The sequence below is a fragment of the Bradyrhizobium oligotrophicum genome, from assembly GCF_051168495.1.
In the GTDB taxonomy this organism is placed as follows: Bacteria; Pseudomonadota; Alphaproteobacteria; order Rhizobiales; family Xanthobacteraceae; genus Bradyrhizobium; species Bradyrhizobium oligotrophicum_A.
This window is the reverse complement of sequence record NZ_JBNPVB010000002.1, coordinates 115,001-140,276: the sequence shown is the minus strand read 5'-3', so window position 1 is coordinate 140,276 and position 25,276 is coordinate 115,001. Positions and strand designations below refer to the sequence as shown.

Sequence of the window (25,276 nt, the reverse complement as noted above, 5' to 3'; positions counted from 1 at the left end):
TTGCCCGTAAACCACCTGGTGAAGCGACTGCGGCCGTCAATGCAGGGGCGAAACCGAGCCGGCTCGGCTCCCGGCGCGCCGGACGGCGGTCCGGCCGCCTTTCGGATGGGTTGACCCCGCGCCTGCATCCGTCCAATTTGCCGCCAAACAATGGGAGGACCAATGCGTTTCTTGAAATCCTTTGGCACTGCAACCGGCCTGATCGTGGCCGCCGCCGGCCTGTTTGCGGCCCCCGCGGCGCAGGCGCAAAACTTCATCAACGTGCTGACCGGCGGCACCTCGGGCGTCTATTATCCGCTCGGTGTGGCGATTGGGAAGATCTACGGCGACAAGATCCCGAACGTGAAGACGCAGGTGCAGGCGACCAAGGCCTCGGTCGAGAACCTGATCCTGTTGCAGCAGGGCCGCGGCGAACTCGCCTTCGCGCTCGGCGACTCCTTGAAGGCGGCCTGGAACGGCGAGGAGGAGGCCGGCTTCAAGAGCAAGCTGGATAAGCTGCGCACGCTCGGCGCGATCTACCCGAACTACATCCAGATCGTCGCGACCGCCGAGTCCGGCATCAAGACCTTGGCGGACCTCAAGGGCAAGAGCCTGTCGGTCGGCGCGCCGAAGTCCGGCACCGAGCTGAACTCGCGCGCGATCCTCGCGGCGGCCGGCATGAGCTACAAGGATCTCGGCAAGGTGGAGTATCTGCCGTTCGCCGAATCCGTCGACCTGATGAAGAACCGCCAGCTCGGCGCCACGCTGCAATCGGCCGGCCTCGGCGTCGCCTCGCTGAAGGACCTGTCGACGTCGTCGCCGATCACGGTGGTGTCGGTGCCGAAGGAGGTGGTCGACAAGATCGGCGCGCCATTCGTGGCGGCGACCATCCCAGCCAACACCTATACCGGCCAGGACAAGGACGTGCCGACCGCGGCCGTGATCAACTATCTCGTCACCAGCTCCGCGGTGTCCGACGACGTCGCCTATCAGATGACCAAGCTGATCTTCGACTCGCTGCCTGAACTCGCCAATGCGCATGCGGCCGGCAAGGAGATCAAGCTGGAGACGGCGGCGCAGGACAGCCCGGTGCCGCTGCATCCCGGCGCCATCCGCTACTACAAGGAGAAGGGTGTCCTCAAGTAAGGGCGCCGTTCGGTTCGCAGGCCGGATCGTTCACAATCGGCTGCGCGGAAAGCTCCCGCGCAGTCTCGTCGTTCCAGGCGGTTGCGCGCATCGTCGGCAGCGCCTGATCGGGGCGCGTTTGGGGGGATCATGACGATTGAAGCCGTGAACATGGAAACGCCGGTGAAGGTCGAGTTCGATAATTTCGAGCACGGCTTTCCGGACGGCTTCGGTCCGGGCCGCTGGGGCTATCTCGCCTATGGCATCGGGCTCGCCTTCGCGGTGTTCCAGCTCTATGTCGCCGCCTTCAACTATCTGCCGAGCCAGGTCGTGCGCGGCGTCCATGTCGGCTTCCTGCTGCTGCTCACCTTCGGCCTGATCGGCAATTTCACGGCCAAGACCGATGCAGGCCGCATCGCCGGCTGGACCATCGGCACGATCGGCTTTCTGTGCGGCCTCTACCAATGGATCTTCTACGCCGACCTGATCGCGCGCGACGGTGATCCGACCCGTATCGATCTCGTGGTCGGGACCTTGCTCGCCGTGCTGATCTTCGAAGGCACGCGGCGGTTGATGGGGCTGGCGCTGCCGCTGATGTGCGGCGCCTGCCTGCTGTACTGGTTCTTCGGCCAATACCTGCCGGCGCCGCTCAACCATCGCGGCTATGATTTCGATCAGGTGATCACGCATCTCTCCTTCGGCACCGAGGGCTTCTACGGCGTGCCGATCTACGTCTCGGCGACCTACATCTTCCTGTTCATCCTGTTCGGCTCGTTCCTCGAACATGCCGGCATGATCCAGCTGTTCACCGACGTCTCGCTCGGCCTGTTCGGCCGCACCCGCGGCGGCCCCGCCAAGGTCGCGGTGTTCGCCTCGGGCATGATGGGCACGATTTCCGGCTCCGGCGTCGCCAACGTCGTCACCGTCGGCCAGTTCACGATTCCCTTGATGATCCGGTTCGGCTACCGCCGCGCCTTCGCCGCCGGCGTCGAGGCGACCGCGTCGATGGGCGGCCAGATCATGCCGCCGGTGATGGGCGCGGTGGCTTTCATCATGGCCGAGACGCTCGGCGTCGACTACTCGGTGATCGTCAAGGCGGCGGTGATTCCGGCCATCCTGTATTTCGCCTCGGCGTTCTGGATGGTGCATCTGGAGGCCGGCAAGCATGGCCTGACCGGAATGAAGCCGTCGGAGATTCCGAGCGCCTGGAAGGCGCTGGTCGCGCGCTGGTACCTCGTGCTGCCGCTGGCTGCGCTGGTCTACATGCTGTTCGAAGGTTTCACGCCGCTCTATGCGGGCTCGATGGGCCTCGCGCTCACGGTGGCCCTGATCCTCGGCACATCGATCACGATGGGCTTCTCCAACCAGGTGCTGCGCTACGTGTTCTGGATCGGGCTCGCGCTCGTGGTCGGCGCGCTGTCGCGCAACGGCCTGCAGATCGTCCCGGTCGCCGCCGTCGTGGTCGCGCTCGTCGTCATGACCGGCTTCGTCCGCGGCGGCATGGGCACGCTGCATGCCTGCCGCGATTCGCTGGCTGAGAGCGCGAAGTCGGCGCTGACCGTCGGCATGGCCTGCGCCATCGTCGGCGTCATCATCGGCATGATGACGCAGACCGGCGTCGGCTCGATCTTCGGTAGCTGGGTCATCGGCCTCGGCAAGACCAGCCTGTTCGCGGCGCTGATCATGACGATGCTGCTGTCGATCCTGCTCGGCACCGGCATCCCGACCATCCCGACCTACATCATCACCGCGGCGCTGGCTGCGCCCGCGCTCGCCAAGCTCGGTGTGCCGCTGATCGCGAGCCATATGTTCGCGTTCTACTACGGCATCATGGCCGATCTCTCGCCGCCGGTGGCGCTGGCGGCGCTGGCCGCCGCGCCGATCGCCAAGGAGAACCCGGACAAGATCGGCTGGGAGGCGATGCGGATCGCCCTCGCCGGCTACGTCATTCCGTTCCTGTTCGTCTACTCGCCGGCCTTGATGCTGCAGCCTGGCGATCCGATGGAGGCGCAACTCGGCTTCGTCGGCGCGGTGGCCTATGCCGGCATGAAGGCGCTGATCTCGATCGCGCTGTTCGGCATGGTCGCGATCGGCTTCCTGTACGTGCGCATGACCGTGATCGAGCGGCTGATTGCCTTCGTCGCGTCGGTCTGTCTGCTAGGCGAATTCCCCTACAGCGATCTGCTCGGCTTCGCGCTGGCGCTGGCCATTATGGCGTGGCAGTGGCGGCAGCGGCCGCCGGCCGCGGTGGTGGCCTCCGCGTGAGCCTCTGTCTCGCGTCGGCCGGCATCGTGAAGGCGCTGGCGCTGGCCGGCTTCACGCTGGCCTGGACCCATTCGGTCGAGAAGACGGCATGGCAGGAAGACTGGCGCGTGACCGCCGACGGGCTTCAACTCGTCGCGGCCCGCGTCAAGGGCTCGGGCGCCGGCATGGAGCCGCCGCCGGGGGCGCGGCTGGTGGATGGCTGGTTTCAGTGGCCGCTGGATCGCCCGCCGCTGTCGCGGATCGTGCTCGCCAATTCCGGCGCGGCCGGGGAGTGGCGGATCTGCGCGGACGGGCAATGCCGGACGATCTCGGAGATCTTCGGTCACGACGTCGGCGTCGCGACCATCACGATGAGCGCCTGCGACCAATAAACGAACAACAAAGGGAGGACGCGATGGATCGTCTCGAGGGCAAGGTGGCGCTGGTGGTCGGCGCCGGCTCGATCGGACCGGGCTGGGGCAACGGCAAGGCTACTGCCGTGACCTTCGCGCGGCAGGGCGCCAAGGTGTTCTGCGTCGACCGCAATACCGAGGCAGTGGCGGAGACGGCGTCGATCATCTCGGGCGAGGGCGGCCAGGCCGAGGCGTACACCGCCGACGTGTCGAAGGCGGCCGAAGTCGAGGCCATGGTCAAGGCCTGCCTCGCGGCTTACGGCCGCATCGACGTGCTCGACAACAATGTCGGGATCGCCGAGATGGGCAGCGTCGTCGACGTCGAGGAGGCCGAGTGGGACCGCGTGTTCGCGGTCAATCTCAAGAGCGCCTATCTCGCCATGAAGCACGTCATTCCGGTGATGATCGGGCAGGGCGGCGGCTCGATCATCAACATCTCCTCGGTCGCCTCGATCCGCCAGGTCGGGATCACCTATGTCAGCTACGGCGCCAGCAAGGCGGCGATGAACCAGATGACGCGGACGACCGCGGTGGAGTTCGCGCCGAAGCACGTCCGCGTCAATGCGATCCTGCCCGGACTGATGAAGACGCCGATGGTCGCGCATTCCGCGGGGCTGGCGGCGAGCTACGCCAAGGGCGATCTCGAAGAGATGTGGCGCAAGCGCGATGCGCAGGTGCCGATGGGGCATATGGGCGACGCGTTCGACGTTGCCAATGCCGCGCTGTTTCTCGCCTCCGACGAGTCGCGCTACGTCACCGGCATCACGCTCGTCGTCGACGGCGGGCTGACATGCCGGAGCTAGGTCTCGGCGGTGAGAGTGTCGCCATCATTGCGAGTGGCTTCTTGCGATGATGGCGATGATGAGACGGGGCGTCTATTGCGCCATCGCCAGCATGCCGCCTGCGATCGCATGCCACGCCGGGGTCATGCTGATCGGCCAGTTCAGGAGCTTCACTGCGATCAGTGCAAGCCCGCCATAGACATACACCGGATGCACCCGTCCGAACGTGCGGCGATCGTAGATGATCGCGACGACGAGCAGCAGATAGGCGACGAAGGCCGGCGGGATCGTGACTGGCACGGGGGGAGGGCCGAGCGGACCGGGCGGGGCCAGGAATGTCAGGAACCAGCGCGCCACGGCCGCATCGAGCAGCGAGATGCCGGCGAGCAGCATCAGCCGCTTGTGGGTTTCCGGCCGGCGCACCTGGGCGACCGCGAGCGCAAACACCACGGCGAAGAAGGCGATGCCGCTGAGCGGCACGATCGCAAAGGCGATGCCGGCATCGGCTTGGCCGATCGCTGCCGAGCGCTTCATCGCCTCCACGGCCACGAGAAAGCCGAAGATCGTCATGGCCGTGGCGAGCGACACGCCAAAGATGCCGAGCGAGCGATGCCACGCCGTGCGGCCCGATGCAGCAAGCCAGCTCTGCAGGGTGAAATACAGCGTCCAGGTGAAGAACAGGAAGCCGTGGAAATGAACCACGGGCGCGCCGGAAAATGAGCCGCGCGCCAATGGCAGCCAGTAGGTCGGCGCAAAGCCGAGCAAGGCGGTGGCCATGCAGGCCAGGGCCATGTTGAAATAAGAATAGCGCGCAGGGGACGCAATGACGCCGCGTGCGCGCGAATGGTCTGTCAAAATCGTCATGCCGGTTCTGTCTGCGTGAGACGCAACAGGTTCAATGCCGGCTCAACGGGCGATCATTGTGCCGATCCCGATCTCGCGAGAGCAGCGCATGGCAGGATCACGCGCATGTCATTTCGGGAAGACCAGTCGTTGGTCGGCAGGATGCGATTCGCGGGTGGCGGATTCGCAGGAGAGGACTGTCGCGGCGAGGCTGCCGCTGTATAGTTGTTGGAGCTGCGGCATCGATCAGGCTTCGCGGCATTTGTCATGATCGCCCGCCCCTCGAGGAAGCATCCGTCGTGTCTGTTGCCGTCCCGGCTCTTGCCACAGCCGTTTGCCATCGCTGGTCCCGTCGTCTTGCCGCGCTCGTCGTGCTGGGATGGCTGGTCCCAACGCAGGCCCATGCGGTTGGTGCTGCCGAGCCGGGCAAGGAGCCCGTGGCGGACGCCGGCGCCTGCATCGCCGCATCCGAGGCGCGCGATGCCGACAGGGTGCTTACCGAATGCAGCGTGGTGATCGACAACATCAAGGCCGCGAAGAGCGACCGCATCAACGCGTTGATCGCGCGGGCGTCGATCTTCATCACCAAGGGTGAAGCCGATCGCGCCATCGCCGACTACGACGTCGCACTCCAGCTCGATCCGACGCTCGCCGACATCTTCAACGCGCGCGGCGAGCTGCACCGGAAGAGGGGGGATCGTCCCAAGGCGCTGGCCGATTTCGCCGCGGCGCTGCGGCTCAATCCGGATCATGCCAGTGCGCGCAGCAACTATCACGTGCTCGCCGTCGAGCTCGAGCGTCTGGGCGCGCAGATGGCGGTCGCGGGACGGCCGAGCTTCAACTGCGCGACCGCGCGGCGCGCGGTGGAGAAGGCGATCTGCGCCGATCCGGAGCTTGCCAATCTCGATCGCGAGATCGACGGCTCGCATGCGCGTGTCGTTCGCGCGGCCGCAGGGCCGGCCGCGGCGCGCGCCCTGCAGCGCGACCAGGACGCCTTCATCGCTCGCCGCAACGCCGCCTTTGGCCAGCCCGGCTACGATCTGAAGAGGGCGATGCAGGATCGCCTGCGGCGGCTGAACGGCGTTGACGGCTATTAAACATCGTTCAGGCGGCTTGAACCCGGTTCCGGGCGGAGACGACAACGGGAGAGACCCGCGTCTCTCAACCATTGTCCGTCCACGCCACAGCCGAAAAGCCGACGACCATGCACGCTTCCGTTCATGCAAGCCCGCTCCGCCGATCGTACCGCACGTCCGCCTGCGCTCTTCGTCTCGCGGCCGGCTTTCTCCTCTGCCTGGGTGCCGTCCCCGCCTATGCCGCGGAGACCGAATGCGTGGTCGGCAGCAAGGCGCCTCCGTCCGAGCTGATCACGGCCTGCACGAGTGCGATCGAGCAGAGCGCGAGCTCGTCCCGGGATCAGGCGGCGGCTCTCGTGGCTCGTGCCGATGCCTATGCCCGAACGTCGAGCGGGATGACCCGCGCTCTGAAAGACCTCGACCGGGCAATCGCGCTGGACGGCAAGAATGCGCGCGCCTATCGGCTGCGCGGCGATCTGATGCGCGAGGGCGGTGGCGATGCCAGCAAGGCGGCGGCGGATCTCAGCATGGCGATCTCGCTCGATCCTGACGATGCCGAGGCCTATGAGCTGCGCGGCGTCATCTACACCGGCCAGCGCCGGCTCGAGCGCGCCCTTGCCGACTACGACCAAGCCATTCGTCTCAAGCCGGATTACGCCCAGGCCTATGCCGACCGCGGCGTCGCCTTTTATCTGCGCGGCGACAACGAAAAGGCCGTGCGCGACTATGACGAGGCCATCCGCCTCGATCCCGATCGTCCCCGCACCTTCACCAATCGCGGCGCCGCCTACAAGAAGCTCGGCGATCTGGACAAGGCGCTCGCCGATGACAGCGAGGCGATCCGGCGCGATCCGAAAGTGCCGGAATATTACGACAATCGCGGCCTGACCTACGCCGCCATGAAGGACTACGACAAGGCGATCGCCGATTACGACCAGGCGATCAGGCTGCAGCCGAAGCCGAACTTCCTGACCAATCGCGGCGACGCCTATCAGTTCAAGAACGAGCTGGGCTCGGCGCTGGCCGATTACGACGCGGCGTTGCGGCTCGATCCGAATTTTTCGCTCACCTACAACAACCGCGCCGTGCTGTTCAAGAAAATGGGCGAGCGCGCCAAGGCGCTGGCCGACTACGAGGCTGCGCTGCGGCTGAATCCTGGCAATGAGAACGCCGCGAGCGGCCGCCGCATCATGATCGCCGAGATCAAGAAGTTCGGCGCCGAACCGCCACGTCCGCTGAATGCGCCGTCGGAGCGCAGCGGCCCGTCGTTCGATTGCGCGACCGCCGGGCGCGAGGTCGAGAAGGTAATCTGTGCCGATCCGCAGCTGTCGGTGCTGGATCTCGGCATTGCCGAGAGCTACGCCCGGCTGGTCAAATCCTCCCGTGGCCGCTTCGCCGCAGAGCTGCGCACTGCGCAGCGCGACTTCCTCGCCGAGCGCAACGCCCGGTTCGGCAAGCCCGGCTACGACCTTCGTCTAGCCCTGCAGCGCCGCCTCGATACCCTGCGCGACGCAGCGCATTGATCTTCGCCGGAAAATGACCGGGCGTCGGGGGGCTCCTGATCTGGATCAATTCATGACGGCTTGAACTGTCGCTTTGTCCCGGACAATAGTCGGGAATAAACACAGATCTTGGGGAAACGTCATGAGCGCTGCGAGCCGCTATCACGAGGTCCATGCCCGGTCGCTGCGGGACCCGGAAGGATTCTGGGCCGAGGCCGCCCGCGCGATCGACTGGATCGAGCCGGCCGCGAAGATCTTCGATCCATCGATGGGCGCCTATGGCCGCTGGTTCGCCGGCGCCGTCGTCAACACCTGCTACAATGCGCTCGATCGTCACGTCGCCGCCGGCCGCGGCGAGCAATTGGCGCTGATTCATGATTCGCCGCTCACCCATTCCGTCACCCGGCTGACCTATGCCGAGATGCTGAAGGAGGTGCAGACGCTCGCCGCGATCATGCAGGATTTCGGCGTCGGCAAGGGCGACCGCGTGATCCTCTACATGCCTATGGTGCCGGAGGCGATGGTCGCGATGCTTGCCTGCGCGCGCATCGGCGCGGTGCATTCGGTGGTGTTCGGTGGCTTCGCGGCCAAGGAGCTTGCGACCCGCATCGATGATGCGACGCCGAAGCTGGTGCTGTCGGCGAGTTGCGGCATCGAGCCCGGCCGCATCGTGCAGTACAAGCCGCTGCTCGACCAGGCGATCGAGCTGGCCGACAAGCGCCCGCAGGCCTGCATCATCCTGCAGCGGCCCGAGCATGTTTGCGAGCTCAAGCCCGGCCGCGACTATGACTGGGCGGCGCTGCGCAAATCCGCGCTCGCCAATGGCAAGCGCGCGTCCTGCGTGCCGGTGCTGGCGACCGACCCGCTCTACATCCTCTACACGTCGGGCACGACCGGCAAGCCGAAGGGCGTGGTGCGCGACAATGGCGGGCATCTCGTCGCGCTGAAATGGTCGATGGAGAATCTCTACGGCATCAAGCCCGGCGAGGTCTGGTGGTGCGGCTCCGACATCGGCTGGGTGGTCGGCCACAGCTACATCATCTATGGCCCGCTGATTCACGGCGCGACGTCGCTGATGTATGAGGGCAAACCGGTCGGCACGCCCGATGCTGGCGCCTTCTGGCGCGTCATCGCCGAGCACAAGGCGGTGGCGCTGTTCACCGCGCCCACCGCGTTCCGCGCCATCCGCAAGGAGGATCCGGACGGCAACTTGCTGCGCCAATACGATCTGTCGCAGTTCCGCACGCTGTTTTTGGCCGGCGAGCGCGCCGATCCGCCGACTGTGGAATGGGCCGAGCAGCAGCTCAAGGTGCCGGTGATCGACCATTGGTGGCAGACCGAGACCGGCTGGTGCATCGCCGGCAATCCGGTCGGCCTCGGCCTGCTGCCGGTCAAGCACGGCTCGCCGACGGTGCCGATGCCGGGCTATCAGGTCGACATCGTCGACGAGGCGGCGAAGGCGGTGCCCGCCAACACCATGGGCTCGATCGTGATCAAGCTGCCGATGCCGCCGGGCTGCCTGCCGACCTTGTGGCAGCAGGAGGACCGCTTCAAGGAGTCCTACCTCAGCGAGTTCCCCGGCTACTACAAGACCTCGGACGCCGGCTTCAAGGACGAGGATGGCTATGTCTTCGTGATGGGCCGCACCGACGACATCATCAACGTCGCCGGCCATCGTCTGTCGACCGGCGGCATGGAGGAGATCCTGGCCTCGCATCCGGATGTCGCCGAATGCGCCGTGCTCGGCATCAAGGATGCGATCAAGGGCGAGGTGCCCTGCGGCTTCCTGGTGCTGAAGGCCGGCGTGTCGCGCAGCCCGTCTGTGATCGAGAAGGAGATCGTCGCGCTGGTGCGCGACAAGCTCGGCCCCGTCGCCGCGTTCAAGCTCGCCATCACGGTCGGGCGGCTGCCCAAGACGCGTTCCGGCAAGATCCTGCGCGGCACCATCAAGAAGATCGCCGATGGCGAACAGTGGAGCATGCCCGCCACGATCGAGGATCCCAAGGTGCTCGAGGAGATCGGCGAGGCGCTGAAGAGCCGGGTCTAACGCCGTTCGTTGCGGCCCATCCTTCGAGACGCCCGCCTGCGGCGGGCTCCTCAGGATAAGGGCTGTGTTTGCGGCAAAGCTGCAAGACCCTCTCCATGAACATGCCTCTCGGCGTGTTCATGGTCCGGTGTGCAGTGCCTCGGCTTTTACCCCTCTCCATGAGCACGCTGCTCATGGTCAATGTGCAGCACTGGTCTCCGTGCAAAACCCTCATGGTGAGGAGCCCGCCGCAGGCGGGCATCTCGAACCATGAGGCCCGGAAATTCGAACTCACGCGAGCGCCCCCCAGGCTTGACCCGGGCGTCCATTGTCGTCAAGCAACGGCTGAGAAGTCCGATTGACGAAGATGGAACGTTCGATGCGACAGACCTCCGCCCGCCTGGCTCTGGTGCTGATGGCCGCGCTTTCGCTCGCGGCCTGTGCCAGCCGCAATGCCGGTCCCGCCGTCGCGGTCGGCAATGATGACGACGACGCGGTGTGCCAGGCCGGCGGCAAGGTGCCGGCGGGCTCGCCCGAATATGTCGCCTGCCGCAAGGATCGCGACGTGCAACGGCAGCGCGCCGAGGCCCGCGCCGATCGCAGGCAGCGCGATCTCGGCGAGTACATGCTCAACCACCCCAACCGTCCCTGAGTCTCGCTGCAAGCGCTTCTCAGCGCGCGTGACATCAAGGCAACACTCTTGCGACATTGCCGCAACCGCAGCATCGATTGATCGAGATCAAATCCAAGCCAATGCCTGCGCTGCAACACCTTTGCGTGTAAGGCGCGGCTTTGCCCGGGCCGGAATGTGGCTATGGGGACCTTGATGAATACAATGCTGAAACTCTCGTCGTCGCTGCTCGTGCTGGCGGCGGTCTGCGGAGCCATGGGCTCAGCGCAAGCGGCCGACCTTCAGGCGGCGCCGGTCTACACCAAGGCGCCCGTGGTCGAGGCCTGGAATCCCTGGATGATTCGCGTGCGCGCGCTCGGCGTGCTGCCCGATGCCGGCGGCTCCAGCGTGAACGTGGCCGGCGTGCCGGCGCTGTCGTCGCCGAATTCGGGCCTGAAGATCTCCGACCAGGTCGTGCCCGAGATCGACATCAGCTACTTCTTCACCAAGAACATCGCGGCCGAACTGATCCTCGGCGTGACCCGGCACTCCATCAGCGGCACCGGCACGCTGGATGGCCTCAACGTCGGCAAGGCCACGCTGCTGCCGCCGACGCTGACGCTGCAATATCACTTCACCGATTTCGGCGCCTTCAAGCCCTATGTCGGCGCGGGCGTGAACTACACGGTGTTCTTCAACCAGAGCGCATCCAATCAGGTGTTCAACGGTCTCGCAGTGACCAACCTGCACATCTCGAACCAGTGGGGCGGCGCCGTCCAGTTCGGCTTCGACTACATGCTCGACAAGCATTGGGGCCTGAACGTCGACGTCAAGAAGCTGTGGCTGCAGCCGAACTATTCGGCGACCGTCAACGGTGCCATCCCGATCTCGGGACGCGCCAACATTGACCCCTGGCTGGTCGGCGCCGGCGTCACCTACAAGTTCTGATTTCGATCATTCCTCCCAAGACTGCGATGGCGCCGGCATTCCCGGCGCCATTTTTTTTGGAGGTTTTCTGCTGGCAGGCCTTTTAATTCGACGGGAGCTCGCGCCTCTCCACCGCTGTCGTCCCGGCCTTGAGCCGGGACCCATCACGCTGCAGCAGGAGTGAGGAAAGATGCGCTGAGTCACGACCAGCTTGGGCCGCTACGCAACCCTGTGGTTATGGGTCCCGGATCTGCGCCCACCGCCGCTACGCGCCGGGACGACCGAGTATTGTCACGCGCATCGGTGCAAGGGTCGAGGTCGGGATGACATGGAGCCGCGGACGACGACGCGCCCGCGCGTCCTTATTCCTCGTCGTCCTCGTGCTTCTTGCCGCCGATGGTCTTGAGCTTGGCGAACACGGCGTCGACGTTGAGGTCGTCCTCGTCGCGCCCCGCAGGCTCGTATTCGTCCTTGCGGGTGGTCTCGGAGGCCGGCAGCAGAGTGGCGCCGCTGTAATTGGCGTCGAGCGGCTTTTCCTTGGCGGCGCGCTGCACCTCGAAATCGAGTTCGATCTGCGAGCATAGGCCGAGCGTCACCGGATCCATCGGCGTCAGGGTCTGCGCGTTCCAATGGGTGCGGTCGCGCACGCTGGCGATGGTGGTCTTGGTGGTGCCGACCAGCCGCATGATCGACGCATCCTTGAGCTCGGGATGGTTCCGCACCAGCCAGAGGATGGCGCTCGGGCGCTCGTGGCGGCGCGACACCGGGGTGTAGCGCGGGCCCTTGCGCTTGGGCTGCGGCGGCAGCACGACCTTGCTCTCCTGCAGCCGCAGGCGATAATTCGGGTCGCGCTCGGCCTTCTCGATCTCCTCGCGGGTGAGCTGCCCGGTCGAGATCGGGTCCATGCCCTTGATGCCCTGGGCCGCGTCGCCGTCGGCAATGGCGCGCACCTCCAGCGGGTGCATCTTGGTGAAATCCGCGACCTGGTCGAAGGTCAGCGCGGTATTGTCAACCAGCCACACGGCAGTTGCCTTCGGCATCAGCGGGGCGTTGCTCATGGCAAATCTCCTTTGTGCTCCGCCCCGGCCCTGGAGGCGAAACCTGCGGTCATCGGCGATGACGGGAATTGGCCCTATATAAGCCGTCCGGGGGGCGGGGCGCAATGGCCTGAAGAAACGGCCTTGACAGCGCTCGAAAGCAGTCCCAAGTCCTACCCAAACGAGTTCTAGCTCCAAGCCGTGACGTATCGACCGCCCCCGCTTGCCGGCCCGGGGGCTCAGGTCGCCGCAACAAGCCCGCACAGATCAGCTCAGATCCGCCCCATGGCAGCCAAACCAGACCTCAAAATCGTGCTTTGTTCGCCGCGCGGCTTCTGCGCCGGCGTGGTGCGCGCCATCGATACCGTGGAACGGGCGCTCGCCATCTATGGCGCTCCGGTCTATGTCCGCCACGAGATCGTGCACAACAAATACGTCGTGGACAGCCTCAAGACCAAGGGCGCCATCTTCGTCGAAGAGCTGGCGGAGATTCCCGACAGTACCAATGCACCGGTGGTGTTCTCGGCCCATGGCGTGCCGAAATCGGTTCCCGCCGAGGCCCAGTCGCGCAATTTCTTTTCCCTGGACGCGACCTGCCCGCTGGTGACCAAGGTCCACCGCGAGGCTGCGATTCATTTCAAGCGCGGCCGCGAGATCCTGCTGATCGGCCATTCGCATCACCCCGAGGTGGTCGGGACGGTCGGCCAACTGCCGCCGGGCGCCGTGACCCTGATCGAGACCGCCGAGGACGCCGCGACCTTCACCCCGAAGGACCCCAACAACCTCGCCTTCGTCACCCAGACCACGCTGTCGATCGACGACACCAAGGATATCGTGGCGATCCTCAAGGGCCGTTTCCCGAACATCTCGGGCCCGCACAAGGAAGACATCTGCTACGCCACCACCAACCGCCAGCTCGCGGTCAAGAAGGTGGCGCCGGTGGTCGATGCCCTGATCGTGGTCGGCGCGCCGAACTCGTCGAACTCACAGCGCCTGCGCGAGGTCGCCGAGCGCGAGGGCTGCCGTATTGCGGTGCTGGCGCAGCGCGCCTCCGACATCGACTGGGCGCGTTTCGAGGGCATCAAGAGCCTCGGCATCACCGCCGGCGCCTCGGCGCCGGAGGTGATCGTCGAGGAGATCATGGGCGCCTTTGCCGAGCGCTACGTGCTCCACGTCGAGACGGTCTCCGCCGCCGAGGAGAACGAGTTCTTCCCGCTGCCGCGCTCGCTGCGCCCGGAAGCGGCCGCCGAATAGGGCAACTTCCCGGCGGCTGTCGTTTTCGCTCCGCCGGCGGCGCATCGGCCTTGAACACGGCGCCTGCATGCGCGATGAAGGCGCAACGGGCCTCCCTGGTCTCGAAGTTCGCATCGGGGAGGCGGGGGCCAGGCGAACTTCGACGATCAGGACAGGGCATGGCGGTCTATACCGATGTCGCCGCCGACGAGCTCGCGGACTTCCTCAGGACCTACGACATCGGCGAATTGCTGTCCTACAAGGGCATCGCCGAGGGCGTCGAGAACTCCAATTTCCTGCTGCACACCACCAAGGGCTCCTTCATCCTCACGCTCTATGAGAAGCGCGTGGCGGTGGATGATCTGCCCTATTTCCTCGGACTGATGGCGCATCTCGCCGAGCGCGGCGTGAGCTGCCCGCAGCCGGCGCGCAACCGCGACGGCGCGGTGTATTCGAGCCTCGCCGGGCGGCCCGCCGCGATCATCAATTTCCTGGAAGGCATGTGGCCGCGCAAGCCGAACGTGGCGCATTGCGCCGGCGTCGGCCATGCCCTGGCGCAGATGCATCTCGCCGGACGCGATTTCCCGCTGGTGCGCAAGAATCCGCTCTCGGTGTCCGGCTGGCGATCGCTGTTCGCCCAGGCAAGCGGGCGCGCCGACACCGTGCAATCAGGTCTGTCTGCGCTGCTGTCGACCGAGCTCGACCTGCTCGAGCGATCCTGGCCGACGCATCTGCCGGAAGGCGTCATCCACGCCGACCTGTTTCCCGACAACGTGTTCTTTCTCGGCGACGAGCTGTCGGGACTGATCGACTTCCCGTTCTCCTGCAACGACATTCTCGCCTATGACGTCGCGATCTGCCTGAATGCGTGGTGCTTCGAGCCCGATCATTCGCTCAACGTCACCAAGGCGCGCGCCTTCTTCAACGCCTATGGCCGCGCGCGGCCGCTGTCGGACGCGGAGCTGCAGGCGCTGCCGCTCTTGGCGCGCGGCGCCGCGATCCGTTTCCTGCTGACGCGCCTGGTGGACTGGCTCAACGTGCCGGCCGGCGCGCTGGTCAAGCCGAAGGACCCGCTCGAATATGTCCGCAAGCTGCGCTTCCATCAGACCGTCACCAGCGTGCGCGACTATGGCATCGGCGGAGCCGTGGCGTGAGTGAGCTTCCCGTTGTCAGCATCTACACCGACGGCGCCTGTTCGGGAAATCCAGGACCGGGCGGCTGGGGGGCTATCCTGCGCTTCGGCGACAAGGAAAAAGAGCTGAAGGGCGGCGAGCCGCACACCACCAACAACCGCATGGAGCTGATGGCCGCGATCTCGGCGCTGGAAGCGCTGAAGAAGTCGTGCCAGGTCGAGCTCTACACCGACAGCCAGTACGTCCGGCAGGGCATCACCGGCTGGATCCACGGCTGGAAGCGCAACGGCTGGAAGACCGCCGACAAGAAGCCGGTCAAGAATGCCGAACTGTGGCAGCGCCTCGATGAGGCGCTGAAGCCGCACAAGGTGAACTGGCACTGGGTCAAGGGCCATGCCGGCCACGCCGAGAACGAGCGCGCCGACCAACTCGCGCGTGACGGGGTGGCGATGGCAAGGATGCAGAAGAACGTGCGGGGCTGACCGGCTCATGAGCCGCCGTTGTTGCCACACTCTCCACTGTCATCGCCCGGCTTGACCGGGCGATCCAGTATTCACTGACAGTCGTGTTGTGCCGAGCGGCCTCGGTGTACTGGATTCCCCGCCTTCGCGGGGAATGACACTGTTGGTGCGGAGGCGGTGTGCCTCAACCGAGAGGTCGTCAGATCACAGCTGCCCGAGCAGCGTATCACCGCCCGAAACCTCGACCTTGCCCGGTGCGGCTTCGAGGTTGAGCTTCTTGACCACGCCGTCTTCCACCAGCATCGAATAGCGCTTGGAGCGGATGCCGAGGCCGGCGCCGGAGGCGTCGAGCTCCATGCCGATCGCCTTGGTGAAATCGGCATTGCCGTCGGCCAGGAACACGGCCTCGTCGCGCTGGTCGGTGTCGCGCTTCCAGGCGTTCATGACGAACGCGTCGTTGACCGAGATGATGGCGATGGTGTCGACGCCCTTGTCCTTGATCGCATAGGCGTTGAGGAAGATGCTCGGCAGATGCATCTTGTGGCAGGTGCCGGTATAGGCGCCGGGCACCGCGAACAGCGCCACCTTCTTGCCCTTGAAGATGTCGTCGGTGGTTTTGACCTGCGGACCTTCCTCGGTCATCACGCGGAATTGGCCCTGCGGCAGCTTCTCGCCAACCTGGATCGTCATATCGAAAACTCCTTCCCCTGGATGTGTCTTGTGCAATGTCTTGCGCGGTGCGCGCTACACTAGGCGGCGGGCCGGAAACAGCAACGGCCCGCCTCGTTCACGTGTCCGTCATCGCACGGCCGGTGGTCCCGAGCCAATGGGCTCAGGCGGCCGCCGCCGGATCCTTCTTCTCGTCGCGCAGCTGCCGCCGCAGGATCTTGCCGACATTGGTCTTCGGCAGCTCGGTCCTGAACTCGATCTGCTTCGGCACCTTGTAGTTCGTCAGCTGCTCGTGGCAGTGCTTGATGACGTCCTCGGCCGTGAGGCTGGAATCCTTCTTCACGACGAACGCCTTGACGACCTCGCCGGTCTTCTCGTCCGGCAGCCCGATCACTGCGGTCTCCAGCACGCCCGGATGCATCGCGATCACTTCCTCGACCTCGTTCGGGTAGACGTTGAAGCCGGAGACCAGGATCATGTCCTTCTTGCGGTCCACGATCTTGACCGAGCCGTCCGCGGCCATGACGCCGATGTCGCCGGTGCGGAAGAAGCCGTCCGCGGTCATCACCTTGGCGGTCTCGTCGGGCCTGTTCCAGTAGCCGGCCATGACTTGCGGGCCCTTGGCGCAGATCTCGCCGGCCTGTCCGAGCGGCACCTCGTTGCCGTCATCGTCGCGGATCGAGAGCCAGGTCGAGGGCAGCGGAAGTCCGATCGTGCCGGTGAACTCCGTCGACGTCGGCGGATTGCAGGTCAGCACCGGCGCGGTCTCGGACAGGCCGTAGCCTTCGGCGATGCTGCAGCCGGTCGCCTGCTTCCACTGCTCGGCGACCGCGCGCTGCACCGCCATGCCGCCACCGTTGGAGATCTTCAGCTTGGAGAAGTCGACCTTCTTGAAATCGGGATGGTGCAACAGGCCGTTGTAGAGCGTGTTGACGGCCGGGAAGTTGCTGACCTGGTACTTCATCAGCTCCTTGATGAAGCCGGCGATGTCGCGCGGATTGGGGATCAGCAGATTGGCGCCGCCGGCGCGCAGCGCCAGCAGGAAGCAGCAGGTCAGCGCGAAGATGTGGTAGAGCGGCAGCGCGCAGACGACGAGCAACTGATCGACCTGCGGCGGCCGGTCCAGCGCCGGCTGCAGCCAGGCGTCGTTCTGCAGCACGTTGGCGACGACGTTGCGATGGAGCAGGGTGGCGCCCTTGGAGACGCCGGTGGTGCCGCCGGTATATTGCAGGAAGGCGACGTCGTCGGGCCCGATCACAGGCTTCTGGAATCGCTTGCCGCGCCCGGCGGCGAGCGCATCGTTGAACGTCACGGCGCCGGGCAGCGAGAATGCCGGCACCATCTTCTTCAGCCGGCGGACGACGAGATTGACGATCACGCCCTTGAAGCCGAGCAGGTCGCCCATGCTGGCGACGACGATGTGCTTGACCTCGGTATGGCCGACCACCTGCTGCACCGTGTGGGCGAAGTTCTCCAGCACGATGATCGCTGTGGCGCCGGAATCCTTCAACTGGTGCTCGAGCTCGCGCGGCGTGTAGAGCGGGTTGACGTTGACCACGGTGTAGCCGGCGCGCAGCACCGCCGAGATCGCGATCGGGTATTGCAGCACGTTCGGCATCATCAGCGCGACGCGCGCGCCCTTCGGCAATCCCAGGCCCTGCAGATAGGCGCCCATCGCGACCGACATGTCGTCGAGCTCGCGATAGCTGATCGCCTTGTCCATGCAGATGAAGGCGCGGCGATCGGCGAATTTCTTGAAGCTCTCTTCCAGCAGCTCGACCAGCGATTGATATTTGCCGGGATCGATGTCTGCGGGAACGCCGGCCGGATAGTGCTTGAGCCAGATGCGCTCCATGAACCCTTCCTCTCTTGTCGTCTCTTATGGTCGCTCGACCCGTTCGCGCCGGTCGCAGCCGGCGGCCAATATCGAATCTCCGGCCGGGCAAGGCAAGCGGCGCAGGCGTAGACGAAAGAGGAAGAGACGACGGCCGTCCGGCCGGCGGCGAGGATCAACGCCGGCCGCGCGTGCGGCGCGGGATCAGCCGTCCTTCGGCGCCGGCTTGCCGTCGGCCTTGGGCTTGCCGTCGGCGTTGGGCTTGGCGGCCGCCTTCGGCTTGGCGGGCTTGGCCGCGGCGTCAGACCCGGGTTTTTCCGCCGATTTCGTCCCGTCATGCTTGGCCGCGACATGGCGTGCGGCGGCCGGCTTCGCCGGGGTCGACTTTCCATCGGTTGACTTGGCATCGGCCGACTTGACGTCGGTCGACTTGGCACTGGGCTTTCCGGCCGGCTTCGCGTCGCCGTCGGTCTTGGCCGCCGTCCGGGTCGCGGGCTTGGCATTCGTCCTGGCGGCGGCATGCGCCTTCTTGCCGCGCTGCTTGGGCGGGGTCTGGGCGTCGGCATCGGCAGCCACCGCTGCGATCAAGGCCGCACCGGTCCGGGTCGGGCCGGTATAGACGACCACCGGTTCCGACGGCGCCTGGGCGGCAGCGAGGATATCCGACGGCTTCAGCGTCGGGGCCTGCAACCCGGCCAGCAAGGTGCCGCCGGTGGCTTCGCCGTCGGCGCCGGCGATCGTCTCCTCGTCGTCGTCGCTCGCGGGCCGGTGCCGCTTGCCGCCGCACATGTCGTCGCGCAGATTCGGCGGGGTGGCATCGACCGGCGCCAGCTGATCGACATTGCCGAGCGGCGCCTTCAGCCAGCCGAGCTGGTTGGTGTTGAAGCCGCGATCGAGCATCTGGATCGCACGCACGGCGCGCATCTGTCCCGACGAGGCGCCGAGCACGACAGCGATCAGGCGCTTGCCGTTGCGGGTCGCGGACGCGACGAGATTGTAGCCGGAGGCGCAGATGAAGCCGGTCTTGAAACCGTCGGCGCCGGGGTAGCGCCCGATCAGCCGGTTGAAGTTCTGCACCACGCGGCGGCCGTAGCGGATCGAAGGGATGTGGACGAAGTATTCGTACTCCGGCAGGTCGCGGATGATGGCCCGCGCCAGGATCGCGAGGTCGCGCGCCGAGGTGATCTGTCCGTCGGCCGGCAGGCCGTTCGGATTGACGTAGCTCGTCTGCGTCATGCCGAGTTTCTGCGCGGTCTCGTTCATCATGATCGAGAAGCCGTCAATCGAGCCGCCGACGCCCTCGGCGAGCACCACCGCCATGTCGTTGGCGGACTTCACCAGCATCATCTTGAGCGCGTTGTCGATGGTGAGCTGCGTGCCCGGCCGGTAACCCATCTTCGACGGCGATTGCGAGGCCGCCGTGGGCGAGACCGTCACCAGCGTGTCGAGCGACAGCTTGCCGTCCTTCACCGCCTTCAGCGTTACATAGGCGGTCATCAGTTTGGTGACGGAGGCGGGATACCACGGGTAGGTCGCGTTCTGCGCTTCCAGCACCTTGCCGCTGTCGGCTTCGACGAGCAGCAGCGCTTCGGCATTGGCCCCACGGGGAGCAAGCACGAGAGTCGCAGCGAGCAGAAGGATCGTGATGGGGGTATGGCGGAACAACAGGCGAAGCGTCTGCACTGGTCGGGTCCGGTCCTTTGAGAACCCGCCTCGCGCGGCGAGGTGGGCAAACGGGCTATCGGGTTTCAAGCGTGTCCGGCGCCGCTATGCTCGCGGCAGGCCGCGAACCTATACCGGGTCGATGCGCCAGAACAGGGGCCAGCCGTTCAATTCACGATGAAAGCGTACCGCTACCGGACCTTGACGGGGGCGGAGTCGTGCTCGATTGCGCCGAGAGTCGCGCGCGCGTTTTCCTGCACCATGAACTGAGCCTTGGCGAGTTCCGCAAAGTGGCCGGCCTTGGCAACGAGTTCATCGAACGTTCCGCTTTCGATCACGCGTCCGTTCTCGAACACCAGGATCTTGGTCGCGTTGCGGATCGTCGAGAGCCGGTGTGCGATCACGAAGGTCGTGCGCCCCTTCATGACCTCGTCGAGCGCGGCGTTGAGCTTGGCCTCGGTGACGGCATCGAGCGCCGATGTCGCTTCGTCGAGAATCAGGATCGGTGGATCCTTCAACAGCGCGCGAGCGATCGACAGCCGCTGCCGTTCGCCGCCCGACAGCATGCGGCCGCGCTCGCCGGCATTGGTCTCGAAGCCCTGGTCGGCGCGCTCGATGAAGTCGAGCGCCTGGGCGCGGGCAGCCGCGCTGCGCAGTTCCGCCTCGGTCGCATCGGGCTTGCCGACCAGCAGGTTCTCGCGGATCGAGCGGTTGAACAGCAGCGCCTCCTGGAACACGACGCCGATGTTCCGGCGCAGCGCCGCGAGCTTGAGACCGCGGACATCCATGCCGTCGATCCTGATGAAGCCGGACTGCGGATCGAAGGCGCGATGCAGCAGTGCGATCGCGGTCGATTTGCCGGCGCCGGTCGGTCCGACCAGCGCGATGGTCTGGCCGGGCAGCGCCGTGAAGCTGAGGTCCTGCACCGCCGGACGCTTGCCGTCATAGGAGAACGAGACGTCGTTGAATTCGACGAGGCCCGAAAGGCGTCCGACATCGATCGCGTCGGGGCGGTCGCGCACCGCGGGCACGGCGTCGAGCACGGTGAAGAACTCGGCCAGCCGCGGCGCTTCCATGAACACGTTGTTGATGAACGACACGACCTGCTCGAGCTTCTGGATCAGCATGGTCGCGAACGACACGAACATCACGATCTCGCCCACCGACGTGATTCCGGCCTGATGCAGGGCGATGCCGAGCGTGAAGATCGCGAGCACCGTGATGGTGGTGGAGGCGCGGGTGATGACCGTCACCAGCGCCCACCAGCCGAGCACCGGCATCTGCAACGACAGCAACTGGCCGACGACGTTGCGCAGGCCCTGCACCTCGGCATCGATCCGCACGAAGCTCTGCACCAGCGCGACGTTGCCGAGCGCGTCGGAGGCACGCGCCGACAGGTTGCTGTAGTGCTCCTCGACCTCGCTCTGCATGCCGTAGGTCTTGCGCACGACGAGCGTCGTCAGCACCGTGAACACGACGCAGAGCACGAACAGCAGGATCGCGAGCCGCCAGTTCAGGTAGAGCGACAGCGGCAGCAGCACGACCACCGACATGATCGCACTGAAGTGCTCGCGGAAGAACGACAGCCACAGGTGCCACAGCCCGTCGGTGCCGTTGATCATCACCTTCATCAGCCGGCCGGAATGGGTGCCGGAATGGAACGTCAGCGGCAGCTGCAGGATGTGCTCGAAATAGCTCGTCAGCACGGCGTGGCGCTGGCGGTGGGCGAGACGGTCGGCCTGCAGCGCCACCCAGGCGCTGGCCAGAATCGTGAACAGGCCGAACCCCGCCCAGGCCGCGAGCAGCGGCCACGCGGTACCGGTCGACGCGTTGCCGGACAGCGCATCGACGATGCGTCCGAACAGCACCGGCTCGGCGAACTGCGCCACCGCGAGCGCGAGGTTGGCGAACGCGACGATCCAGGCCAGCCGCCCCTCCTTTCCGAGCAGATGGAGCACGCGGACATAGAGGCGGAGCAGGGACATGGGCGAGGGCTTCGTGCAGGCAGAGACGGAATCGGGGCGCAGCGCCGCGACATGTTAGCAAGGGATCGCCATCGAGCGACAGCGCAATCGCGGCGCGTCAGTTGACGAGGCGGCTGTCGGCGGGCGGCAGGAAGCTGTCGTCGAAGATGTCGGCCGGCAGCGGACGCTTGTGATGGAATTTGCCGTCCTCGGCGAGTTGGTCGAGGGCGCGCTCGAACCGGGTCGGATCGATGCCGCCGATGCCGTCACGGCGGACGTCGGATGTCAGCACGTTGTCGGCCAGCACGGTCTGCAGCCGTTCCAGTTCGAGCTCGCGCGAGGCATCGTCCATCCGGCTCACCACGTCGGCGACGGCGCCGGCGGGATCCTTGATCGCGAGCTGGAGTCCGGACGTCAGTGCCCGCAGCACGCCCTTCACCGCAGCCGGCTGCTTGGCCGCAAAGCCGGGACTGACGATCACCGCATGACCATACGCCTCGCAGCCGTAATCGGCGAAGCGCAGCACCACGAGATCGGCGGCCGGTACGCCGCGGTCCCGCAGATTGAGCGCCGAGAGGTAGGAAAATCCGCTGACGGCATCGACCTGGCCGGCCGACAGGATCGGCTCGCGCAGGGCCGCGCCGACGCGCGACAGCTTGATCGTCTCGGTCTTGAGATGATTGTGCCGGGCCACCGCCGGCCACAGCCGGATCGCGAGGTCGCCCTCGGCGACGCCCAGCGTCTTGCCCTCGAGGTCGGTCAGCCCGCCGATGCCGCGGCTCCTGCGGGCGATGATGGCATAGGGCGCCGTGTTGAACAGCATGAACACCGCCTTGACCGGCTGACTTCCCGCGCCGTCGCGATAGCGGATCAACTCGTTGATGTCGGCGAGCGCAACGTCGCTCTCGCCCGACGCTACGCGCGCGATCGCATCGGCGGAGTTCTTGGCTGTGGTCAGGGTGACGGCCACGCCCTCGGCGCTGAACAGCCCGCGGCTGGCTGCGAGCACCAATGGTGCCATGCTGCCATCGATCGGACGATCGAGCGCGAACATGACGGCGACGGGGCGCTTCGGCTCCTCCGCTGCGGCGACCTGCGGTGACAGCCATGCGGGCACGACGAAAGCGGCGAGAAGCACCATGGCAAAGAGGGTGGCTGGTCTTAGCATACGCATCAGGTCACGCCGGTATTCGCAGGTCGCACCGGTCTTGTCACGCCGGTATTCTAATCAGTTCACCGGCCCCTGTGGCACGCGACGTGTCAATTTCGTGACGGGCCGCTCGGCACCGGCGGTGCCTGATCATGTCCGATCGAATCTGAATGGTCCATGAGCGAGGCCTGCGGCTTTTTGCGGCTTCGACTCATGGTTTCCGCGAGGGAACTGTAGGACGGGTTCGAGAGTTGGTTCGCGAGATTGATCAATGGAGGATTCACATGATCGCACAGCGGGGAAGTGTTTCACGCTTCGGCCGTGCCACCGTCCTAGCGACGATGGCCGCGGTGGCTCTAACGGCAGTGCAGCCGACTCTCGCTTTTGCCGGCTCTGCGCCGGCCGAGAAGGGCGCCGTCGCCAAGATGGCTCATGATGGCGGCCTGACCGACGTCAGTGCGCGCCGTCGGCACTATCGCGGCAATGGCGGCGCGGCCGCAGCGGCCGCCTTCGCCGGCATCGTCGGCACCGGCCTCGCCATCGCGGCGGCGCAGAACCGCCGCTCCTATTACGAGGACCACTACTATGGTCGCCCGGCCTATTACGGCTACGGTGGTCCGAGCTATCAGTATTACGGCGGTGGCCCGTATTACGGTGGCGGCTACTACAATCAGTGGTGATAACGGACCCAGGAACAAAATCCGCCGGCCCTGCGCCGGCGGATTTTTTCATGTCTGCTGCAAACGTTAACACCCGCGCCACCGTTTTTAACTATTGTGGCTGAATGACCGATTCGATCGAGCGGCTCTATCGCGCGGTTCTGGCAGCCAGGGATCTGGATCCTGCGCGCTCGCGCACGGCCAAGCTGATCCGGCAGGGCGCTCCCAAAATGGCCAAGAAGCTCGCCGAGGAGGCCATCGAGGTGGCGATCGATGCGGTCAATGGCGACGCCCAGGCCGTCGTGCGGGAAAGCGCCGACCTGATGTACAATCTGGCGGTGCTCTGGGCCGAACTCGATATCCGGCCCGAGGATGTCTGGCGCGAGATGGATCGGCGTGAGCTGCTGCTCGGCATCGCCGAGAAGCTGCCGAAAGCGGAGATGAAGCTCGCGAAGGCCGCGCCCGAGCGCCTGTCGCGACCGATCGTCGCGCTCGGGGAGCGCACGATCCGCAAGCGGAATTAGCGGATTCGCATCCGTCCGCAGGGATCGGCAGCGACTTCGGCACATCGCCATGGACAAACCCGGCCCGGTTTGCTTCATCGCGGACCATGCTCAGACGGATCTATGACTGGTGTATCGACGCCGCCCACAAGCCGCATGCCCTCTGGATCATGGCTGCGATTGCCTTCGCTGAAAGCTCGTTCTTTCCGGTGCCCCCGGATGTGATGCTGATCCCGATGTCGCTGGCCAAGCCGCAACGGGCCTGGCTGTTCGCGGGCGTCTGCACTGCGGCCTCGGTCGCGGGCGGCCTCGTCGGCTATGCGATCGGCGCGCTGCTCTACGACTCGCTCGGCCAATGGCTGATCCAGCTCTACGGGCTGGGCGACAAGGTCGAGGCGTTTCGCGCGTCCTATGCCGAGTGGGGCGCCGTCATCATCCTGCTGAAGGGGCTGACGCCGATCCCTTACAAGCTCGTCACGATCACGTCGGGATTCGCCGGCTACAACCTGTTCCTGTTCATCCTCTGCTCGATCGTGGCCCGCGGCGGCCGCTTCTTCATCGCTGCGATCCTGCTCAACCGCTACGGCGAATGGATCAGGGTGCACATCGAGAAGCACCTCGGACTATGGGTGGCCATCGGCGCGATCGTGCTGGTGGCGGGCTTCGTCATCGCGGTGAAGCTGATCTGATGACGCTGCGGCGCCCAGGGCTGGTGGCGGGCTCGGCGTTGATCGCCGTCGCGCTCTCCGCTGCCGTGGCATGGGCTCAATCGCCGCCCGCCGCCGGCCTGCGCGAGGCGCCGCAACCGCCGCCTGCCGCCGCACCTGCGCCGCAGCCTTCCAACCCGGGTCTGGTGGAGGAACTCGGCAAGCTGTTCGAGAAGATGTCGATCATTCCGCTGAAGCGCCCAAGCGACGCCGGCGCGGAGCCCGCGGCCGCCGGCGCCGAGGCGGCGGCACCTCCCGCGGACCAAGCCGGACCCGAGCCGCAGCCAGCTGATCGGCCAGCCGCGCCGAAAGGCGGTGGCAACCCGACCGGCGTGCTGAAGGAGACCGGCGACACGCTCTCGCGGCTCGCCAGGCCCTCCACCATGATCTCCGGCCGCATGGCCTGTCCGGTTGCCGCCAACGGCACGCCCGATTGCAAGCTCGGCGCCGACCGGCTGTGCCAAGGCAAGGGCTACAAGGAGGGCAAGAGCCTCAACACCGATTCCGCGGAGAGCTGCTCGGCCCGAGTGCTGATCCCCGGCCGACAGCGCAAGCCGGGCGATTGCCGCATCGACACGTTCGTGACCTCGGCGCTGTGCCAGTGAGCGGGCGCGCGCCAGCGCCTCAACGCAAGACCACCCACGGGCTTTTCCGGTCCCTCTGCGAGCGAATTGCCATCACGGCATGATGTCGGGCATGCTCGCGACACGAGCGTTTCCGCATTTCAACGCAAGAGG

23 protein-coding genes are annotated in these 25,276 nt (G+C 66.0%); 16 read left to right on the top strand and 7 right to left on the bottom strand.

Annotated elements, in window-relative coordinates; translation table 11 throughout:
• Positions 1 to 162: 162 nt before the first annotated feature.
• The 4 genes from ACQR1B_RS04205 to ACQR1B_RS04190 all read left to right on the top strand — a co-directional run bounded on the left by ACQR1B_RS04205 (position 163) and on the right by ACQR1B_RS04190 (position 4,564).
• Positions 163 to 1,125 (top strand): TAXI family TRAP transporter solute-binding subunit, encoded by a 963-nt coding sequence (locus tag ACQR1B_RS04205; protein ID WP_434834106.1) that lies wholly within the window; start codon positions 163 to 165, stop codon positions 1,123 to 1,125.
• 150 nt (positions 1,126 to 1,275) lie between these two features.
• Complete coding sequence (locus tag ACQR1B_RS04200) at positions 1,276 to 3,369, top strand: TRAP transporter permease (RefSeq protein WP_434834246.1); 2,094 nt, start codon at positions 1,276 to 1,278, stop codon at positions 3,367 to 3,369.
• Positions 3,366 to 3,740 (top strand): DUF1850 domain-containing protein, encoded by a 375-nt coding sequence (locus ACQR1B_RS04195; RefSeq protein ID WP_434834107.1) that lies wholly within the window; start codon positions 3,366 to 3,368, stop codon positions 3,738 to 3,740. Before ACQR1B_RS04200 ends, ACQR1B_RS04195 begins: the two co-directional genes overlap by 4 nt.
• A gap of 23 nt (positions 3,741 to 3,763) precedes the next feature.
• Entirely contained in the window at positions 3,764 to 4,564 is an 801-nt protein-coding gene (locus ACQR1B_RS04190; RefSeq protein ID WP_434834108.1) for an SDR family NAD(P)-dependent oxidoreductase, read from the top strand.
• A 72-nt stretch (positions 4,565 to 4,636) separates the two neighbouring features.
• Here the strand turns inward: ACQR1B_RS04190 and ACQR1B_RS04185 are convergent, their stop codons facing one another.
• The gene (locus ACQR1B_RS04185; RefSeq protein WP_434834109.1) at positions 4,637 to 5,407 is read right to left on the bottom strand and encodes a hypothetical protein; all 771 of its coding nucleotides are present in this window, start codon (positions 5,405 to 5,407) and stop codon (positions 4,637 to 4,639) included.
• 350 nt (positions 5,408 to 5,757) lie between these two features.
• Between ACQR1B_RS04185 and ACQR1B_RS04180 the strand changes: the two genes are divergently transcribed.
• From ACQR1B_RS04180 to ACQR1B_RS04160, 5 genes are all read left to right on the top strand, one after another.
• Positions 5,758 to 6,483: a tetratricopeptide repeat protein gene (locus tag ACQR1B_RS04180; RefSeq protein WP_434834247.1), complete on the top strand. Its 726-nt coding sequence runs from the start codon at positions 5,758 to 5,760 to the stop codon at positions 6,481 to 6,483.
• A 107-nt stretch (positions 6,484 to 6,590) separates the two neighbouring features.
• A complete protein-coding gene (locus tag ACQR1B_RS04175; RefSeq protein WP_434834110.1) occupies positions 6,591 to 7,985 on the top strand; it encodes a tetratricopeptide repeat protein in 1,395 nt (464 codons plus the stop codon).
• A gap of 121 nt (positions 7,986 to 8,106) precedes the next feature.
• Positions 8,107 to 10,011, top strand: coding sequence for a propionyl-CoA synthetase (locus ACQR1B_RS04170; protein ID WP_434834111.1), 1,905 nt, complete (start codon positions 8,107 to 8,109; stop codon positions 10,009 to 10,011).
• Between the two features lie 358 nt (positions 10,012 to 10,369).
• Complete coding sequence (locus tag ACQR1B_RS04165; RefSeq protein ID WP_434834112.1) at positions 10,370 to 10,642, top strand: hypothetical protein; 273 nt, start codon at positions 10,370 to 10,372, stop codon at positions 10,640 to 10,642.
• Between the two features lie 174 nt (positions 10,643 to 10,816).
• The gene (locus tag ACQR1B_RS04160) at positions 10,817 to 11,548 is read left to right on the top strand and encodes an OmpW/AlkL family protein (RefSeq protein WP_434834113.1); all 732 of its coding nucleotides are present in this window, start codon (positions 10,817 to 10,819) and stop codon (positions 11,546 to 11,548) included.
• 341 nt (positions 11,549 to 11,889) lie between these two features.
• Here ACQR1B_RS04160 and ACQR1B_RS04155 read toward each other — a convergent pair whose 3' ends face one another.
• On the bottom strand, positions 11,890 to 12,585 hold the full coding sequence (locus ACQR1B_RS04155; protein ID WP_284418265.1) for a DUF1013 domain-containing protein: 696 nt from the start codon (positions 12,583 to 12,585) through the stop codon (positions 11,890 to 11,892).
• Positions 12,586 to 12,849: 264 nt separating this feature from the next.
• Here ACQR1B_RS04155 and ispH point away from each other — a divergent pair, with 264 nt between their 5' ends.
• From ispH to rnhA, 3 genes are all read left to right on the top strand, one after another.
• On the top strand, positions 12,850 to 13,818 hold the full coding sequence (gene ispH / locus ACQR1B_RS04150) for a 4-hydroxy-3-methylbut-2-enyl diphosphate reductase (RefSeq protein WP_434834114.1): 969 nt from the start codon (positions 12,850 to 12,852) through the stop codon (positions 13,816 to 13,818).
• 158 nt (positions 13,819 to 13,976) lie between these two features.
• Entirely contained in the window at positions 13,977 to 14,951 is a 975-nt protein-coding gene (locus ACQR1B_RS04145; protein ID WP_434834115.1) for a homoserine kinase, read from the top strand.
• The gene (rnhA, locus tag ACQR1B_RS04140) at positions 14,948 to 15,412 is read left to right on the top strand and encodes a ribonuclease HI (protein ID WP_434834116.1); all 465 of its coding nucleotides are present in this window, start codon (positions 14,948 to 14,950) and stop codon (positions 15,410 to 15,412) included. Before ACQR1B_RS04145 ends, rnhA begins: the two co-directional genes overlap by 4 nt.
• Before the next feature lie 183 nt (positions 15,413 to 15,595).
• On the opposite strand, the gene ACQR1B_RS04135 is transcribed toward rnhA, so the two are convergent.
• The 5 genes from ACQR1B_RS04135 to ACQR1B_RS04115 form a co-directional block, all read right to left on the bottom strand.
• Positions 15,596 to 16,081, bottom strand: a complete 486-nt coding sequence (locus tag ACQR1B_RS04135) for a peroxiredoxin (RefSeq protein WP_434834117.1) — start codon at positions 16,079 to 16,081, stop codon at positions 15,596 to 15,598.
• Between the two features lie 142 nt (positions 16,082 to 16,223).
• Positions 16,224 to 17,915: a long-chain fatty acid--CoA ligase gene (locus tag ACQR1B_RS04130; protein WP_434834118.1), complete on the bottom strand. Its 1,692-nt coding sequence runs from the start codon at positions 17,913 to 17,915 to the stop codon at positions 16,224 to 16,226.
• 183 nt (positions 17,916 to 18,098) lie between these two features.
• The gene (locus ACQR1B_RS04125) at positions 18,099 to 19,577 is read right to left on the bottom strand and encodes a serine hydrolase (protein ID WP_434834119.1); all 1,479 of its coding nucleotides are present in this window, start codon (positions 19,575 to 19,577) and stop codon (positions 18,099 to 18,101) included.
• Between the two features lie 170 nt (positions 19,578 to 19,747).
• The gene (locus ACQR1B_RS04120) at positions 19,748 to 21,541 is read right to left on the bottom strand and encodes a glucan ABC transporter ATP-binding protein/ permease (RefSeq protein ID WP_434834120.1); all 1,794 of its coding nucleotides are present in this window, start codon (positions 21,539 to 21,541) and stop codon (positions 19,748 to 19,750) included.
• Between the two features lie 97 nt (positions 21,542 to 21,638).
• A complete protein-coding gene (locus ACQR1B_RS04115) occupies positions 21,639 to 22,694 on the bottom strand; it encodes an ABC transporter substrate-binding protein (protein WP_434834121.1) in 1,056 nt (351 codons plus the stop codon).
• A gap of 260 nt (positions 22,695 to 22,954) precedes the next feature.
• On the opposite strand from ACQR1B_RS04115, the gene ACQR1B_RS04110 reads away from it, so the two are divergent.
• From ACQR1B_RS04110 to ACQR1B_RS04095, 4 genes are all read left to right on the top strand, one after another.
• Positions 22,955 to 23,350: a hypothetical protein gene (locus tag ACQR1B_RS04110; protein WP_434834122.1), complete on the top strand. Its 396-nt coding sequence runs from the start codon at positions 22,955 to 22,957 to the stop codon at positions 23,348 to 23,350.
• Between the two features lie 104 nt (positions 23,351 to 23,454).
• Complete coding sequence (hisE, locus tag ACQR1B_RS04105) at positions 23,455 to 23,853, top strand: phosphoribosyl-ATP diphosphatase (protein ID WP_434834123.1); 399 nt, start codon at positions 23,455 to 23,457, stop codon at positions 23,851 to 23,853.
• A gap of 86 nt (positions 23,854 to 23,939) precedes the next feature.
• Complete coding sequence (locus tag ACQR1B_RS04100) at positions 23,940 to 24,521, top strand: YqaA family protein (protein ID WP_434834124.1); 582 nt, start codon at positions 23,940 to 23,942, stop codon at positions 24,519 to 24,521.
• Positions 24,521 to 25,144: a hypothetical protein gene (locus tag ACQR1B_RS04095; protein WP_434834125.1), complete on the top strand. Its 624-nt coding sequence runs from the start codon at positions 24,521 to 24,523 to the stop codon at positions 25,142 to 25,144. The genes ACQR1B_RS04100 and ACQR1B_RS04095 overlap by 1 nt, the downstream gene beginning before the upstream one ends.
• The last annotated feature ends 132 nt before the right edge of the window (positions 25,145 to 25,276 follow it).